At 54.4% G+C, this 16,626-nt stretch carries 14 protein-coding genes and 1 pseudogene; 5 read left to right on the top strand and 10 right to left on the bottom strand.

Annotation, left to right across the window (positions count from 1 at the left end):
- Nucleotide 1: 1 nt before the first annotated feature.
- The 10 genes and pseudogenes from rffA to trxA all read right to left on the bottom strand — a co-directional run bounded on the left by rffA (nt 2) and on the right by trxA (nt 10,523).
- Nucleotides 2-1,132 carry a dTDP-4-amino-4,6-dideoxygalactose transaminase gene (rffA, locus tag BWI76_RS01115; RefSeq protein WP_064371569.1) on the bottom strand — a complete coding sequence of 377 codons (1,131 nt, stop codon included), beginning with the start codon at nt 1,130-1,132 and terminating at the stop codon, nt 2-4.
- A gap of 4 nt (nt 1,133-1,136) precedes the next feature.
- Nucleotides 1,137-1,811 carry a dTDP-4-amino-4,6-dideoxy-D-galactose acyltransferase gene (gene rffC / locus BWI76_RS01110; protein ID WP_004133280.1) on the bottom strand — a complete coding sequence of 225 codons (675 nt, stop codon included), beginning with the start codon at nt 1,809-1,811 and terminating at the stop codon, nt 1,137-1,139.
- A complete protein-coding gene (rfbA, locus tag BWI76_RS01105) occupies nt 1,789-2,670 on the bottom strand; it encodes a glucose-1-phosphate thymidylyltransferase RfbA (protein ID WP_004133281.1) in 882 nt (293 codons plus the stop codon). Before rfbA ends, rffC begins: the two co-directional genes overlap by 23 nt.
- 18 nt (nt 2,671-2,688) lie before the next feature.
- Nucleotides 2,689-3,757 (bottom strand): annotated as a pseudogene (gene rffG, locus BWI76_RS01100) (dTDP-glucose 4,6-dehydratase).
- On the bottom strand, nt 3,754-5,016 hold the full coding sequence (wecC, locus tag BWI76_RS01095; protein ID WP_004133284.1) for a UDP-N-acetyl-D-mannosamine dehydrogenase: 1,263 nt from the start codon (nt 5,014-5,016) through the stop codon (nt 3,754-3,756). Before wecC ends, rffG begins: the two are co-directional and overlap by 4 nt.
- Nucleotides 5,013-6,143, bottom strand: coding sequence for a non-hydrolyzing UDP-N-acetylglucosamine 2-epimerase (gene wecB, locus BWI76_RS01090; RefSeq protein WP_074168715.1), 1,131 nt, complete (start codon nt 6,141-6,143; stop codon nt 5,013-5,015). The genes wecC and wecB overlap by 4 nt, the downstream gene beginning before the upstream one ends.
- 56 nt (nt 6,144-6,199) lie before the next feature.
- The gene (wzzE, locus tag BWI76_RS01085) at nt 6,200-7,246 is read right to left on the bottom strand and encodes an ECA polysaccharide chain length modulation protein (RefSeq protein ID WP_004133286.1); all 1,047 of its coding nucleotides are present in this window, start codon (nt 7,244-7,246) and stop codon (nt 6,200-6,202) included.
- A 21-nt stretch (nt 7,247-7,267) separates the two neighbouring features.
- On the bottom strand, nt 7,268-8,362 hold the full coding sequence (gene wecA / locus BWI76_RS01080) for a UDP-N-acetylglucosamine--undecaprenyl-phosphate N-acetylglucosaminephosphotransferase (RefSeq protein WP_004127391.1): 1,095 nt from the start codon (nt 8,360-8,362) through the stop codon (nt 7,268-7,270).
- Nucleotides 8,363-8,604: 242 nt separating this feature from the next.
- Entirely contained in the window at nt 8,605-9,864 is a 1,260-nt protein-coding gene (gene rho / locus BWI76_RS01075) for a transcription termination factor Rho (protein ID WP_002883293.1), read from the bottom strand.
- A gap of 329 nt (nt 9,865-10,193) precedes the next feature.
- Nucleotides 10,194-10,523 (bottom strand): thioredoxin TrxA, encoded by a 330-nt coding sequence (trxA, locus tag BWI76_RS01070; RefSeq protein ID WP_004097507.1) that lies wholly within the window; start codon nt 10,521-10,523, stop codon nt 10,194-10,196.
- Nucleotides 10,524-10,864: 341 nt separating this feature from the next.
- Between trxA and rhlB the strand changes: the two genes are divergently transcribed.
- From rhlB to BWI76_RS01045, 5 genes are all read left to right on the top strand, one after another.
- Nucleotides 10,865-12,130 carry an ATP-dependent RNA helicase RhlB gene (rhlB, locus tag BWI76_RS01065; RefSeq protein ID WP_024360632.1) on the top strand — a complete coding sequence of 422 codons (1,266 nt, stop codon included), beginning with the start codon at nt 10,865-10,867 and terminating at the stop codon, nt 12,128-12,130.
- Between the two features lie 125 nt (nt 12,131-12,255).
- Entirely contained in the window at nt 12,256-13,764 is a 1,509-nt protein-coding gene (gppA, locus tag BWI76_RS01060) for a guanosine-5'-triphosphate,3'-diphosphate diphosphatase (protein ID WP_162685363.1), read from the top strand.
- Between the two features lie 18 nt (nt 13,765-13,782).
- Nucleotides 13,783-14,703 (top strand): LysR family transcriptional regulator, encoded by a 921-nt coding sequence (locus BWI76_RS01055; RefSeq protein ID WP_004133290.1) that lies wholly within the window; start codon nt 13,783-13,785, stop codon nt 14,701-14,703.
- Between the two features lie 136 nt (nt 14,704-14,839).
- Nucleotides 14,840-15,838, top strand: coding sequence for an amidohydrolase family protein (locus BWI76_RS01050; RefSeq protein ID WP_004133291.1), 999 nt, complete (start codon nt 14,840-14,842; stop codon nt 15,836-15,838).
- A gap of 61 nt (nt 15,839-15,899) precedes the next feature.
- Complete coding sequence (locus BWI76_RS01045) at nt 15,900-16,622, top strand: DUF554 domain-containing protein (protein ID WP_004133293.1); 723 nt, start codon at nt 15,900-15,902, stop codon at nt 16,620-16,622.
- Nucleotides 16,623-16,626: the final 4 nt, after the last annotated feature.

The raw sequence follows: 16,626 nt of genomic DNA, 5'->3' as shown, positions 1-16,626 counted from the left end.
ATCAGGAGAAATAGCTCAGCAGCGAGTTAATTACCGTGCGCTGGTTGACGTTCGACAGGTTGTAGAATAACGGCAGACGCAGCAGGCGTTCGCTCTCCTGAGTGGTGTAGCGATCCGTCCCGTGGAACTCGCCGAAGGTTTCTCCGGCCGGGCAGCTGTGCAGCGGGATATAGTGGAACACCGCCAGAATCTCCGCCTCTTTCAGCCAGGCGATCAGCTTGCTGCGATCGTCAATATCGCGCAGCTTGATATAGAACATGTGCGCATTTTGCCCGCAGTCGGCCGGAACGCTCGGCAGATCGATACGTCCAGCCCGCGCCAACGGCAGCAGGGCATCGTAGTAGTTCTGCCACAGCGCCAGGCGCTGCTGGTTAATCCGCTCCGCCGCTTCCAGCTGCGCCCACAGGTAGGCGGCCTGTAAATCGGACATCAGATAGCTGGAGCCGATATCGCGCCAGGTATATTTATCCACCAGACCACGGAAAAACTGGCTGCGGTTGGTGCCTTTTTCACGAATGATCTCTGCGCGCTCGATCAGCTTGCGATCGTTAATCAGCGTCGCGCCGCCTTCACCGCCCGCGGTGTAGTTTTTGGTTTCATGGAAGCTGAAGCAGCCAATATGGCCGATAGTGCCGAGCGCCCGACCTTTATAAGTCGACATCACGCCCTGAGCGGCATCCTCCACCACAAACAGATTATGCTTGCTGGCGATAGCCATAATGGTGTCCATCTCGCAGGCCACGCCGGCGTAGTGGACCGGTACAATCGCGCGGGTTTTCTCGGTAATGGCCGCTTCAATCAGCGTTTCATCAATATTCATGGTATCGCGACGAATATCAACGAAGACGATTTTCGCGCCGCGCAGCACAAAGGCGTTGGCGGTGGAGACGAAGGTATAGCTCGGCATAATCACTTCATCGCCCGGCTGGATGTCCAGCAGCAGCGCTGCCATCTCCAGCGAAGCGGTGCAGGACGGCGTCAGCAGCGCTTTGGCGGTGCCGAAACGCTGCTCCATCCACTGCTGACAGCGGCGGGTAAAACCGCCATCGCCGCACAGCTTGCCGCTGCCCATCGCGGACTGCATATAATCAAGTTCGGTTCCCACCACCGGCGGCGCGTTAAATGGAATCATCATGTCACCTGTATAACCAGTACGCGGTGCTTTCGATATTCGCACCGCTAAGAATGTAACGTTTAAGCGCGGCGGTGTTGCCCATCTGGGTCGCCACCCGCAGTGTCGTCAGCCCACGCAGCGCGGCCCAGCGCTGGGCTGCCTGCATTAATTCCACTCCGGCGCCGCGTCCGGCCAGCAGGCCAATCCTCGCCTCGCGCTCGCTGAGCTGGCGCAGGGAGACAAACGCGCGAATATCACCATCAGGGGCGCGAAACACCAGACACTGATGATCGAAAGTCCCGCGCACCGCATTTTCAATCCACTGGGCATAGAAACGACCGCTGGCATCGGCTGCGTACCAGGGGGCACGAAAACGGCTCTGCGCAAAGGCCAGCGCCGCCAGCTCGCGCAGCCGGGGGATATCCACCGCGGTCGCCGGCTCGGCGCCGCTATCATCAGAAGCCGCAGGCGAAAGCGCGAGATCGACCTCGCCCTCCACCAGCCGGAAGCCCAATGCCTGCAGTGCGTCCAGACGCGCGACATCATCCGCCGCGACTTTCGCCTGCACCCGCGACCATCCGGCCAGCGCTTGCGCCGTCAGCGGCGGCGCATCGTCGCCAAAGCGTACGATAGCGCTATTGACGCCGAAGAAGCGGTTTTCCCATTCAAGGGGTTCAATACTGGCGCGGACGGGCACGGAGTAAATCCAGTAAGTATTGGCCGTAGCCAGTTTTTTCCAGCCGTTTCGCCGCGCGCTTTACGCCGTCGTCGTCCAGCCAGCCGTTGCGCCAGGCGATCTCTTCCAGGCAGGCAATCTTGAAACCCTGACGTTTTTCCACCGTTTGCACAAACATGCTGGCCTCGATCAGGCTATCGTGCGTGCCGGTGTCGAGCCAGGCAAAACCGCGGCCCAGCAACTCAACCGTCAGCGCGCCATCGTCGAGATACATTTGATTGATGGAGGTGATCTCCAACTCGCCGCGCGCCGAGGGTTTAACCCGTTTCGCGTATTCCGCGACTTTACCGTCGTAGAAATAGAGGCCGGTTACCGCCCAGTTGGATTTGGGCTGCTTTGGCTTCTCTTCCAGCGAAATCGCGCGGAAATCGTCATCAAACTCCACCACGCCAAAGCGTTCCGGGTCCATCACCTGATAGCCGAACACCGTCGCCCCGGTCATGCGGGCCGCGACGCTACGCAGCTTCGGACTAAACCCCTGGCCGAAAAAGATGTTATCGCCCAGCACCAGACATGATGGTTCACCGTTGAGAAAAGCCTCTCCAATGATAAAAGCCTGCGCCAGCCCGTCCGGGCTTGGCTGTGCGGCGTAGCTTAGCTGCACGCCGAACTCCGAACCATCACCAAGCAGTCGTTGGAAATCACGCTGGTCATCCGGAGTGGTAATGATCAACACTTCGCGGATCCCGGCCAGCATCAGCACCGAGAGCGGATAGTAGATCATCGGCTTGTCGTAGATAGGTAGCAGCTGTTTTGAGACGCCGCGCGTGATCGGATGCAGACGTGTCCCCGATCCGCCTGCCAGAATAATACCTTTCATTTTTCCCCCCTCAAGCGCTCAGCCATGCAGCCCCAGGCGTTCACCCTGATAGCTGCCGTCCAGCACCTGCCGCCACCAGGATTCATTGGCCAGATACCACGCAACCGTTTTGCGCATCCCGCTGGTAAACGTTTCATTCGGCGTCCAGCCCAGCTCCCGCTCTATTTTCGTCGCGTCAATGGCGTAGCGTAGGTCGTGGCCGGGACGGTCAGCAACAAAAGTGATGAGATCGCGATAGCGCGCCAGGCCATTCGGCTTGTGCGGCGCCAGCTCTTCCAGCAGATCGCAAATGGTTTCTACCACCTCGATATTCTTCCGTTCATTATGGCCGCCAATATTATACGTTTCGCCCGGCTCACCGCGCGTTGCTACCTGATAGAGCGCCCTGGCGTGATCTTCAACGAACAGCCAGTCGCGAATCTGCTCGCCATTGCCATAAACCGGCAGCGCTTTACCCGCCAGCGCATTCAGGATGGTCAGCGGGATCAGTTTTTCCGGGAAGTGATACGGCCCGTAGTTATTCGAGCAGTTGGTCACCAACGTTGGCAGTCCGTAGGTGCGCTGCCAGGCCCGTACCAGATGATCGCTGCTGGCTTTCGAGGCCGAATAGGGACTGCTGGGCGCATAAGGCGTGGTTTCGGTAAAAAACGCGCCGCTATCGTGCAGATCGCCATAGACCTCATCCGTTGAGATATGGTGGAAGCGAAAGACCGTTTTTTTTTTCGTTCCCCAGCGTATTCCAGTAAGCACGCGCCGCTTCAAGCAGCGTATAGGTACCGACAATGTTGGTTTCGATAAACGACGCCGGACCATCAATAGAGCGGTCGACGTGGCTTTCGGCGGCCAGATGCATCACGATATCGGGCTGATAGTGGTGGAAGACACGGTCCAGTTCGGCACGATCGCAGATATCCACCTGTTCAAAGGCGAAACGCGGATCCCCGGCAACAGGCGCCAGCGACATCAGATTTCCGGCGTAGGTCAGCTTATCAACCACCACTACGTTATCAGTAGTTGCAGTGATGATTTCGCGCGCCACCGCCGAACCGATAAATCCCGCGCCACCGGTGACCAGAATCGTGCTCACCGCCACACCCCTTTGGTATCGACGATAAACTGCTGGCTAACGCTATCCCCGCCGACCGCTTTAAATTCTTTGTGATCGACTAGCATCACCAGCACATCGGCGCTCGCCAGCGCTTCGTCCAGCGTCGCCAGAGCGCACAGTCCGTCGAGCTTTTTCGGCAGATGATGAATATTTGGCTCAACGACCAGGGTTTCGCCGCCGTGCCAGCGGGCGATTTGCGCGGCGATAGCCATTGCCGGGCTTTCGCGCAGGTCATCAATATTCGGCTTAAACGCGAGGCCAAAGCAGGCGATTTTTAGCTCGCTGGCGCGTTTGTTGCTCACCGCGAGGCAGTCGGCGACTCGCGCTTTCACCTGGTCGATTACCCATTCTGGTTTGTGATCGTTAACTTCACGCGCGGTCCGGATAAGCCGAGCCTGCTGCGGATTCTGCGCCACGATAAACCACGGGTCGACCGCGATACAGTGGCCGCCAACGCCCGGGCCCGGCTGAAGAATATTGACCCGCGGATGACGATTCGCCAGGCGAATCAGTTCCCAGACGTTAATCCCCTGATCGGCGCAAATTAGCGAAAGTTCATTGGCAAAAGCGATATTAACGTCACGGAAGCTGTTTTCAGTCAGCTTGCACATCTCGGCAGTGCGCGAGTTGGTCACCACGCATTCGCCTTCAAGGAAGATTTTATACAGCTCGCTGGCGCGGGCCGAGCAAACCGGCGACATGCCGCCAATCACGCGATCGTTTTTAATCAGCTCAACCATCACCTGCCCCGGCAAAACGCGCTCTGGACAGTAGGCGATATTGACGTCGGCCGCTTCGCCAGCCTGCTGCGGGAAACTCAGATCGGGGCGCATTTCCGCCAGCCAGCCCGCCATCTGCTCGGTTGCCCCCACCGGCGACGTGGACTCAAGGATAACCAACGAGCCTTTCTTCAGCGTCGGGGCGATAGATTTCGCCGCCGATTCGACGAAAACCATATCCGGTTCGTGCAGATCTTTAAACGGCGTCGGCACCGCAATAAGATAGGCGTCGGCTGCTACCGGCGCGGTGGTGGCGCTCAGGTAGCCCTGCTCGACCGCCGTTTTGACGACGCTCGCCAGATCCGGCTCCACGATATGAATTTCTCCACGGTTAATGGTCTCCACGGCGTGTTGATTGATATCAACGCCGACCACCCGCTTTTGCCGGGAGGCGAACGCGGCAGCGGTTGGCAGGCCAATATATCCAAGGCCAATCACTGAAATGGTAGAAAAATTCATAGCGTTACCTGATTATTTTTAAGTGCAGACAAAATACGATGACACGCTTGTCCATCGCCGTACGGGTTATGCGCCCGGCTCATGGCCTGATACGCGAACTCATCTTGCAGCAAGCGCGTGACTTCATTGACGATGCGTTGGCTATCGGTGCCCACCAGGCACACGGTTCCCGCGCTGACCGCTTCCGGACGCTCGGTCATGTCACGCATCACCAGCACCGGCTTACCGAGCGATGGCGCTTCTTCCTGGATACCGCCTGAATCGGTCAGGATCAACCATGCGCGATTCATCAGCCAGACGAACGGTAGATAATCCTGTGGCTCAATAAGCATGACGTTCTCAACGTGGCCGAGAATACGCTTAACCGGCTCGCTGACGTTCGGGTTCAGATGCACCGGATAGACAATTTGTACGTCCGGATTGTTGGCGGCGATCTCCGCCAGCGCATGGCAGATTTGCTCAAAACCACGGCCAAAGCTTTCCCGACGGTGCCCGGTGACCAGAATCATCTTTTTGCCGTTGGCGAGGAAGGGATAGCGCTGAGTCAGTTCGTTGCGCAGGGCTTCATCGCTCAACACCCGGTCGCGCACCCAGAACAGCGCGTCAATAACCGTATTGCCGGTTACCGCGATCCGATTGTCGGCGATGTTTTCCCGCAGCAGGTTCTGCCGCGAGGTTTCCGTTGGCGCAAAGTGGTACGTTGCCAGATGTCCGGTCAACGTACGGTTCCCCTCTTCCGGCCATGGCGAGCTCAGATCGCCGGTACGCAGCCCGGCCTCCACATGCCCTACCGGAATGCGCTGATAAAAAGCGGCCAGGCTTGCCGCCATCGTCGTGGTGGTATCGCCATGCACCAGCACCACGTCCGGCTTAAACGACTCCAGCACCGGCTTTAAGCCCTCAAGGATGCGACAGGTAATCTCCGTCAAACCCTGCCCCGGCTGCATAATGTTAAGGTCGTATTCCGGAACAATAGAAAAAAGTTTCAACACCTGATCGAGCATCTCCCGATGCTGCGCGGTCACGCAAACTTTCGCCTCAAAATGAGGATCCTTTGCCAGCGCATGAACCAGAGGCGCCATTTTGATAGCTTCTGGTCTCGTGCCAAATACCGTTAGTACTTTCACATCGATTCTCTTCGATTAGGTGATAAAGGCTGAATGTCCTTCACCACGGGCCGCATTCACTGGACACGGCGACGCGATAACGCAACGCCTGCGCCGATGAGCGCGCCCACAATCCCCCACATCACCATCAGAAACACGCGGCGCGGGCTATCGCGTTTTACCGGTTCTTCAGGCGTTCGCAAATACCTGTAAGTCTGAAAACGCGGATCCAGGGTTGGCCCAACGTTTAATGTCGTTAGCATGGCGCGGCTTTGGTCATAATCAATATCGTACTGCGGCCCCACCGCCTGCAGATTTTCCAGTCGGGCCTGCAGCATCGGCCGCCCCAGTAAAAACAGCTCTGAATCCGGCAGCTGGTCTGGTGGAATATCGGTTTCGCTGCGGGAGATATTGTGCTGCTGCGCGACTTTCAGCGCCTGTTCCACGCTATGCATGCGGCGATTGAAAATCTCTCGTGCCACCTCTTCCTGGCGCTTCACCTGCGCTTTCATCTGGATGGTACGCGCGGCCCAGGCGCCTTTAAGCTCGTCATTCAGATGCCCTGCCGCACGCTGGCTGGCGAAAGCCACATACTGGCGCAGCAGATTATTGGCATCCGGAGCGGTTTCCGCCGTCAGCTTCACGCTATCGTTGACGCTTTTTAGCGCATCGCCGGGCATAAACTGGATATCGTTGATCAGGTCATCCAGCAGGGCGGCATCGGCGCGAGCGTTACCCGACTGGCGCTGCTTGTAGTAGTCCGTTTGCAGCCAGAAGTCGCGGCGGGTATCCCATGACGCCTGCTGCATGATGAACTCTTTATAAGCTTCATCCATTACCGAAGGCTGATCGACCGAGACGAGATTGGCCTTGATATCGAGATTGCGTAAAAACTGCTGCTGCGAATAGTATCCCCCCAGCATGTTTACCGTTGGCCGGTCGGTAATCGCCGTCGCGCTCCACTCCTGGCGAGCAAAAAAGGTATAAACCAGAACAATCAGTGCAAAGAGCACTGCGATACCTGCTATCCAGCTTTTTCCTGCCCATAAGGCGCGAAACAGCCCGCGAATATCCAGCTCATTCTCAACGTTCACTGTTTGTGCTCCCGGTAATGGTTGAGTCATCACGTCCCCAGATTGACTTGGTTAATTAGGATTATTGCCGCTGTGTCGCCGAATTCTGCGTCTAATGCGCTTAACCATGCGCGCCACTTTCCAGGCGCGTTTAATGCAGTAGCCATAAAGAAAGAAGGCTACCAAAAAGAGTATTAACATCACCCATTCCGGCACAATGCGGGTGTATTCCGCCACCACGCCAACCAGGGCCAGCAGCGCGGCGGCCAGGGTGATCAGGACAAATGCCTGGCGGGAAGTAAAGCCGGCGCGCATGATTAAGTGATGAATATGCTGGCGGTCCGGGGAGAATGGACTCATCCCTTTACGCAGGCGACGGTACATAATCGCCACCATATCCATCAATGGGATAGCAATAATCCACAGCGCCGTGACCGGGCTAATAGGATGCGTTTTTCCCTGCGTGGTCTCCAGCAGGATCCAGATGATAGTAAAGCCAATCATGGTGCTGCCGGCATCACCCATAAAGACCTTATAGCGACGACCAAGCGCACCGAGGTTAAGTAAAATATAGGGCAAAATGGCGGCAATCATCGCAAAACACCACATCGCCAGGCTGTACTGGCCATCAAACCACAGGATGATTCCCGTTGCCGCGAAAGAGACGGAGGAGAGGCCGCCAAGCAGCCCATCGATACCATCTACCATATTGAAAGCATTGATCGCCGCCCAAACGGCGAACAGCGTGAGGAAGAAGCCAAAGGGGCCGAGCACCAGTTCCCAAGAGCCGAATATAAAACCGAGGCTACTAAGATGAAGATTACCCACCATCATCATAATGACGGCGATAGCGGCCTGAATAACGGCGCGAATTTTTACGCTGATATCAAAGCGGTCGTCCAGCGCGCCGACCAGCACAAGCACCCCGGCACACCCCAGGTATAACCTTGCATGGGGAATGTAATAATCGGCGATGGCAAACGTAAAACAAATACCTGCGAAAACTGAAATACCACCGACTAACGGAATCAAACCCTGATGCCGTTTGCGATAGTTAGGTTTATCCACCAGCCCAACTCTTTTTGCCGCCTTGCGGGCGATAAATATAAACAGGGTAGTGAATAAGAAAATACTGATTAATTCAGTAATAGCAGTGAGTAAATTCACAACGCATGTGCTCTCAGCATAGTTAATCCGGGAAGTATAACGATGATGCCTCAACTCCAGAAGGGGCAAAGCAGAACATTACAAATTTATTGTAGAAATTTTAGACTGTTAAAGCCGTCTCTGCCTGCCAGCATTCTGCACACATCATACGTTAATACCCATTTTGTTTTCCCTTGCTGGATCATACAAACCCGGAAAACAAAACGCCACGCAATAGCGTGGCGTTTTCTGGCATTTTTAACTTACGAGCGCTTCATCATGTCGAAGAAGTCATCGTTAGTTTTGGTCATCGCCAGTTTATTGATGAGGAATTCCATCGCGTCGATTTCACCCATCGGGTGAATGATTTTACGCAGGATCCACATCTTCTGCAGCTCTTCCTGAGTGGTGAGCAACTCTTCTTTACGGGTACCGGAACGGTTGTAATCGATAGCCGGGAAGACGCGTTTTTCTGCGATCTTACGAGAGAGATGAAGCTCCATGTTACCGGTGCCTTTAAACTCTTCGTAGATAACTTCGTCCATTTTAGAACCGGTATCGATCAGTGCCGTAGCGATGATGGTCAGGCTGCCGCCCTCTTCCACGTTACGCGCGGCGCCGAAGAAACGCTTCGGACGATGCAGGGCGTTGGCGTCCACACCACCGGTCAACACTTTACCGGAAGCCGGGACCACGGTGTTGTAGGCGCGCGCCAGACGGGTAATGGAGTCGAGCAGGATGATAACGTCTTTCTTATGCTCAACCAGACGCTTCGCCTTCTCGATAACCATCTCGGCAACCTGAACGTGGCGGGATGCCGGCTCGTCAAAGGTCGAAGCGACAACTTCACCTTTAACCAGACGCTGCATCTCGGTCACTTCTTCCGGACGTTCGTCGATAAGCAGTACCATCAGTACGCAATCAGGATGGTTGTACGCAATGCTCTGCGCGATGTTCTGCAGCAGCATGGTTTTACCGGCCTTCGGCGGCGCGACAATCAGACCACGCTGGCCGCGGCCGATCGGCGACGCCAGATCCAGTACGCGGGCGGTTAAGTCTTCCGTTGAGCCGTTACCACGTTCCATACGCAGACGTGAATTTGCGTGCAGCGGGGTTAAGTTCTCGAACAGAATCTTGTTACGCGCGTTTTCCGGCTTATCGTAGTTAACTTCGTTAACTTTCAACAACGCAAAGTAACGCTCACCCTCTTTAGGAGGACGAATCTTACCGGAAATGGTGTCACCAGTGCGGAGGTTGAAACGGCGGATTTGGCTGGGGGATACGTAGATGTCGTCGGGACCGGCGAGGTAGGAGCTGTCTGCTGAACGGAGGAAACCAAATCCATCCTGCAGTATCTCCAGTACGCCATCGCCAAAGATATCCTCGCCACTCTTCGAATGCTGCTTGAGGATGGCAAAAATAATATCCTGCTTACGCATACGGGCCAGGTTTTCCAGCCCCATATTTTCGCCGAGAGTAATCAGCTCAGAAACCGGCGTATTCTTTAATTCGGTAAGATTCATAATGGTGTGGGTTCTTAAACTCGGGGTAATTCTCGAACTTAATGTTGTGAATGGTATGGCAGGAACATCCATGCCTGTTAACGGCCTTCATCTCGTGTCTGTACGTTGCCTGGTCACAGGAAAGAACGCAGAACTGAAACGACTAAACGGAATGAGTGATAAGCCCGGATTATAAGCCTCACGCGCATTTTTGCGGGACGCTTTGGGTAAAACAAGATTCAAACAAAGGTATGTTTAAAACGAAGTCTGAGATTAACTTAGCACGACTCTCGCCGGGCGTCCAGAGATCCGCAAAAAATAGGAGGCTGGACGCCGGGAGAGCAAGCCGCTTACGCCAGGTTGGCGTCGAGGAACTCTTTTAACTGGCCTTTGGACAGCGCGCCAACTTTGGTCGCTGCAACTTCGCCATTTTTGAACAGCAGCAGGGTCGGGATACCGCGAATGCCGTATTTCGGCGCGGTGCCCGGGTTCTGATCGATGTTCAGTTTCGCAATGGTCAGTTTGCCCTGATACTCTTCAGCGATCTCATCCAGAATCGGGGCGATCATTTTGCACGGACCACACCACTCTGCCCAGAAATCGACGAGGGTTAGCCCGTCAGCCTTGAGTACGTCCGTGTCAAAACTGTCGTCAGTCAGGTGAATAATTTTATCGCTCATATTTAACTCCACAGGAATAAGCCTGGTGTGTTGGTGTCGCGGCCATCAACGACGTGTCGATGCTACGTTACGCACGCTGTTCTTCAGAATGCCTCTTTTATCGATCTGCGTCACAATGTCCATCATGAACTTTGCCCCGCAAAAGATAAAGCAACCCACGTTCAAACCGGCTTATCGCAGATTTGTCACCCTCGCCTCGCTTAGTAGTCTAAGCTTTCGAAGATTCGTTCAGTTGCCGCAGACGCACCTTGAATAATTTCATACATAGCCAACGAAAGGTTGACGTTATTTCACCGGATACGCTTTCTTAATGCAATAGTTAGCTGATATTCTACCACACTATGAGCAAAACACATTTAACAGAACAGAAGTTTTCCGACTTCGCCCTGCACCCGGCAGTGATTGAAGCCCTTGAAAAGAAAGGGTTTCATAATTGCACACCCATCCAGGCACTCGCCCTCCCGCTTACGCTGGAAGGTCGCGATGTCGCCGGGCAGGCGCAAACCGGTACCGGTAAAACGATGGCGTTTCTGACGTCAACGTTTCATTATCTTCTCACTCACCCGGCGATCGCTGACCGCCAGGTCAACCAGCCGCGCGCGCTGATCATGGCGCCGACGCGTGAACTGGCGGTACAGATTCATGCTGACGCCGAACCGCTGGCGCAGTCTACCGGTCTGAAGCTGGGCCTGGCATACGGCGGCGACGGCTACGATAAGCAGCTGAAAGTACTGGAAAGCGGCGTGGATATTTTGATCGGTACCACCGGTCGCCTTATCGACTACGCCAAACAGAACCATATTAACCTCGGCGCCATTCAGGTTGTCGTTCTTGACGAAGCCGATCGCATGTACGATCTCGGCTTTATTAAAGATATCCGTTGGCTGTTCCGCCGTATGCCGCCGGCGAATCAGCGCCTGAACATGCTGTTCTCAGCCACCCTTTCTTATCGCGTCCGTGAACTGGCGTTCGAACAAATGAACAACGCCGAGTACGTCGAAGTTGAGCCTGAGCAGAAAACGGGCCACCGTATTAAAGAAGAGCTGTTCTATCCTTCCAACGAAGAAAAAATGCGCCTCCTGCAGACCTTGCTTGAAGAAGAGTGGCCGGATCGCGCGATTATTTTCGCCAATACCAAGCATCGTTGTGAAGATATCTGGGGTCACCTGGCGGCGGACGGCCATCGCGTTGGCCTGTTAACCGGCGACGTCGCGCAGAAAAAACGCCTGCGCATTCTCGATGAATTTACCCGCGGCGATATCGACATTCTGGTCGCAACCGACGTTGCCGCCCGCGGTCTGCATATTCCGGCCGTTACGCACGTCTTTAACTACGACCTGCCGGACGATTGCGAAGACTACGTTCACCGTATTGGCCGTACCGGCCGCGCTGGCGCCAGCGGTCACTCCATCAGCCTGGCCTGTGAAGAGTACGCGCTGAACCTGCCGGCGATTGAAACCTATATTGGTCATTCAATTCCGGTCAGCAAATACAATTCTGACGCGCTCATGACCGAACTGCCCAGACCGCTGCGCCTCACGCGCCCGCGCCCTGGCAACGGCCCGCGTCGTAACGGTCCACCACGTAATCGTCGTCGTTCAGGTTAAAGCAATATGCCATACACAACATCATGCAAGTTGCATCAAGGCGGCAAGAGAACGAATCCCGATGAGCCTATTCTGGTAAGCGCTCCGGGAAAGAGAACGCGGCCAGCGCAGAGGCAGCTTGAAGGATGAAGTGTATGAGTTCCACCTCGCTCTATGCAGCTATCGATCTTGGCTCCAATAGCTTTCATATGTTGGTTGTACGCGAGGTGGCCGGGAGCATCCAGACCCTCAGTCGTATCAAACGCAAAGTCCGTCTGGCCGCTGGCCTTAATGGCGACAACACGCTCTCTGCCGAAGCCATGGAGCGCGGCTGGCAATGCTTGCGCCTGTTCGCCGAGCGTTTGCAGGATATTCCCCCGACGCAAATCCGCGTGGTCGCTACGGCGACGCTGCGCCTGGCGGTTAACGCCGGTGAGTTTCTGGAAAAAGCACGGGAAATCCTCGGCTGCGCGGTGCAGGTTATCAGCGGCGAAGAGGAAGCGCGCCTGATTTATCAGGGCGTCGCACATACAACCGGCGGCGCGGATCAGCGTCTGGTCGTGGATATTGGCGGCGCCAGCACCGAGCTGGTTACCGGCACCGGCGCGCAAACCACCTCGCTTTTTAGCCTGTCGATGGGCTGCGTGACCTGGCTGGAACGGTACTTCGCCGATCGCAGCCTGACCAAAGAAAACTTTGACCAGGCCGAAACCGCCGCGCGTGAAGTTTTGCGTCCCGTCGCCGATGTTCTGCGCTATCACGGCTGGAAAGTGTGCGTCGGGGCTTCCGGTACGGTCCAGGCGTTACAAGAAATCATGATGGCGCAGGGGATGGATGAACGCATCACCTTAGCCAAACTACAGCAGCTCAAACAGCGCGCTATTCAGTGCGGTCGTCTGGAAGAGCTGGAGATTGAAGGCCTGACCCTTGAACGCGCGCTCGTCTTTCCTAGCGGACTGGCGATTCTCATGGCCATCTTCAGCGAGCTGAACATTCAGTGCATGACGCTCGCCGGCGGCGCGCTGCGTGAAGGTCTGGTCTACGGCATGCTGCACCTGTCGATCGATCAGGATATTCGCAGTCGTACCTTACGTAATATTCAGCGCCGGTTTCTGGTTGATACCGAACAGGCGCAGCGCGTTGCCCAGCTGGCCGCCCATTTCGTTCATCAGGTGGAAAACAGCTGGGAAATTGAGCCGCTATGCTTCGATTTGCTGCAAAGCGCCTGCCAGCTGCATGAAATCGGCCTGAGCGTGGAGTACAAGCAGGCGCCTCTGCACGCCGCCTGGCTGGTGCGCAATCTGGACCTGCCCGGCTTTACCCCCGCGCAAAAGAAGCTGTTGGCGACCCTGCTGTTAAACCAAACCAGCACCGTCGACCTTTCTTCCCTTCATCAACAAAACGCGGTTCCGCCGAGAGTCGCGGAGCATATGTGTCGTCTGCTGCGTCTGGCTATTCTGTTTGCCAGCCGCCGACGCGACGACCTGCTGCCGATGATTACGCTGGCTGCCGTCGATGAAAATTTGACATTAACGCTGCCCCATGGGTGGATGGAAAATCATCCGCTGGGCCGGGAAATGGTCGAACAGGAGTGCCAGTGGCAGAGCTACGTTCACTGGCCGCTACTGCTGAACGAGGATGGCGCAGCAAAATAGTCCAATCAGGGGAATATCATGCGAGAAGAACTGGACTTCAAATCGCTACGTTTTTTTTCCGCCCTCTTCCGCCTGGGGAATGTCTCTCCTGCCGCCGAAGCGCTCAACGTCAGTCAGCCGACCGGCAGCCTGTTGTTGAAAAAGCTGCGCGAGCATTTTGACGATCCCCTGTTTGTGCGAATCGGGCAACGTATGGTGCCCACGCCTCGCGCCGATGATATCGCCCAGACCATTTTTACCATTCTTCAGCTAGTCGATAACCAACTTCCCGGCAATCCTGAATTTAACCCCCAAACCAATACGCGTAACTTCACTATCGGCATGACCGATATTAGCCAAATGACGTTGTTACCGCCGCTGCAGGCTCTGCTACAGCAGCAGCGCGCCGAAGGCATTACTTTTTCCGTATTGAATATCGACGATCAAACGCTGGGCGCGCTTGAGTCGGGTAAATGCGATTTAGCTATTGGCTATCTGATGCAGCTACCGGATAGCGTTTATCAGCAACGCCTGTTTAATCAATCCTACGTTTGCCTGGCGGCAGAAAACCATCCGCGGATCCGAGACTCGTTTACTGCCGAGAACTGGCGGCTGGAAAAGCATCTTGCCGTTCACGTCAACGGCACAGGGCATGGCGATATCGATAAATTGCTTAATGAGTACGGCATGCCGCGCCGTATCGCCCTCACCCTCCCCAGCTTTTTAGGCGCAGGCGAACTGGTTGCGGATAGCGAATTGCTTGCCGTCGTCCCCGAGCAGCTGGCGAACCATATTATTAATCGCTATCCCTGCTGCAGCTGGCCGTTGCCATTTTCGTTACCGGAAATTGCTATTCGCCAGGTCTGGCATCAGCGTCTACATCGCGATCCGGGGCATATCTGGCTACGGTCGCTGATCGTCAACTTACCCACAACGGGCAGTAACACAACCATCTATTAATTTTTAGACCTCAAATCATAATACTGTATTAGTTTTCCTGATAGTCTGTATTACATTCTGCTTATTGCTGCCAATACGTAAAAAATCCTATTCTCCTCGCATCAGATAATATCGAAAACGATTAGAGGAATAGATTATGCGTGGTAAAATCGCTTTAGAAGAACACGTTTCAACACCTAAAAATAACAGCCTGTGGGATGCAACGGGTGAAGCCTCAAGAAATGGTTCTGAATACATGCAGGACGTTGAGCGCCGCTTATTAGATCGTAGCTATCAGCTGAATGAAATGGCCCAGAGGAATATTGACCATGTTATCCTTTCTTTAACTTCACCTGGGGCCCAATCTATTTTAGATAAAGCGACAGCCGTATCTTTTGCTCGCGAAACCAATGACTATATCATCGAGAACTACGTTAAACCCAATCCGGATAAATTCAGCGCATTCGCTACTTTAGCATTACAAAATCCCGAAGCTGCGGCCGAAGAGCTGGATCGCGCAGTAAAAAAACTGGGAATGAAAGGCGCGCTGATTAACGGTTATACCAATGTCCAGGATAGCGAACACGGCCTGTACCTGGATGATGAATCGATGCTGGTATTCTGGGATAAAGTCAATGAGCTGAACGTTCCCGTTTATCTGCATCCTCGTGAACCATTAGAAGGCGCTGCGCGCGGTATCTACACCGGCTATGAAAGCCTGATCGGTTCCGCCTGGGGGTTTGCGCAGGAAACCGCAGTTCATGCGATTCGCCTGATGATGAGCGGACTGTTTGACCGCTATCCAAACCTGAATCTGGTGCTGGGCCATTTAGGCGAAGGACTGGTCCATATGCTGCCACGAACGCAGCATCGTCTCTATCGCCAGCGTTTCGGCTGCGGCCTCGGCAAAGCAGAAAAACCATTAATGCACTATTTGCAGAATAACTTTATCGTGACCACCAGCGGCCACTTTAATACTTATTCGCTGCAAAATGCGCTTGATATTATGGGCCCGGATCGCGTGATGTTTTCCGTCGATTATCCCTATGAAGATATTCATCAGGCCTGCGATTGGTTCGATCCGCTGGAAATGGATACTGAACTGAAAGATAAAATTGCCTGGGGCAACGCTAGCCGCGTGTTTAATATTAAATAACCCATCCCATTACAACTAAAGGGCCTAATAACAGGCCCTTTTCATTTATGGAGAATATATCATGCCGCTAGGTATTTTTATTTGCAGTGGTTCACTGCTTATCGGTGCCATTTTTGGCGCTTCTCTCAACCGATTTATTCCTGAGCATTTAAAAAAAACCTTACCGCTAATCGCCGGATTAATATCCATCAGTATGGGCGTATTTTTTCTCAATAAGTTGATAAATCTGCCGCCTATTGCTTTGGCAGTCATCGTGGGTACCATTATCGGTAGCCTGCTGCATATCGAAAAGCTTATCGAAAATGCCGCAATGAAGCTTCGGGGTCCTATCGAGAAGGTTTTTCCCACCAACGGCAACTCCGGTATGGAGCCAGAGGATTTTACCAACCAGTTTATCGCCGTACTGATCCTGTTTTGCGCCAGCGGAACCGGTATTTTTGGTGCATTAACCGAAGGAATGACCGGAGATGCGACAATATTGATCACTAAATCTATTCTCGACTTCTTCACCGCCGCTATTTTTGCCTCCGCGCTGGGGTATATCATCGCCGTTATTTTTGTGCCCCAGCTAATTGTATTTGCGATCCTCTTCTTCGCCGCCAGCTTTATTATGGTGTTTATCACTCCGTCAATGATCGCGGATTTTACGGCCTGCGGCGGCATCGTCATGTTGGCGACGGGTTTTCGACTCTGCGGTATTCGCGCTTTTCCAACGGCGAACATGCTACCCTCGCTGCTGCTGGTAATGCCCTTCTCCGCCGCCTGGCAACAATGCATCGCCTGAAGGG

Source organism: Klebsiella sp. M5al (genome assembly GCF_002090195.1).
Lineage (GTDB): Bacteria > Pseudomonadota > Gammaproteobacteria > Enterobacterales > Enterobacteriaceae > Klebsiella > Klebsiella grimontii.
This window is presented reverse-complemented; position numbering and strand designations above follow the sequence as displayed.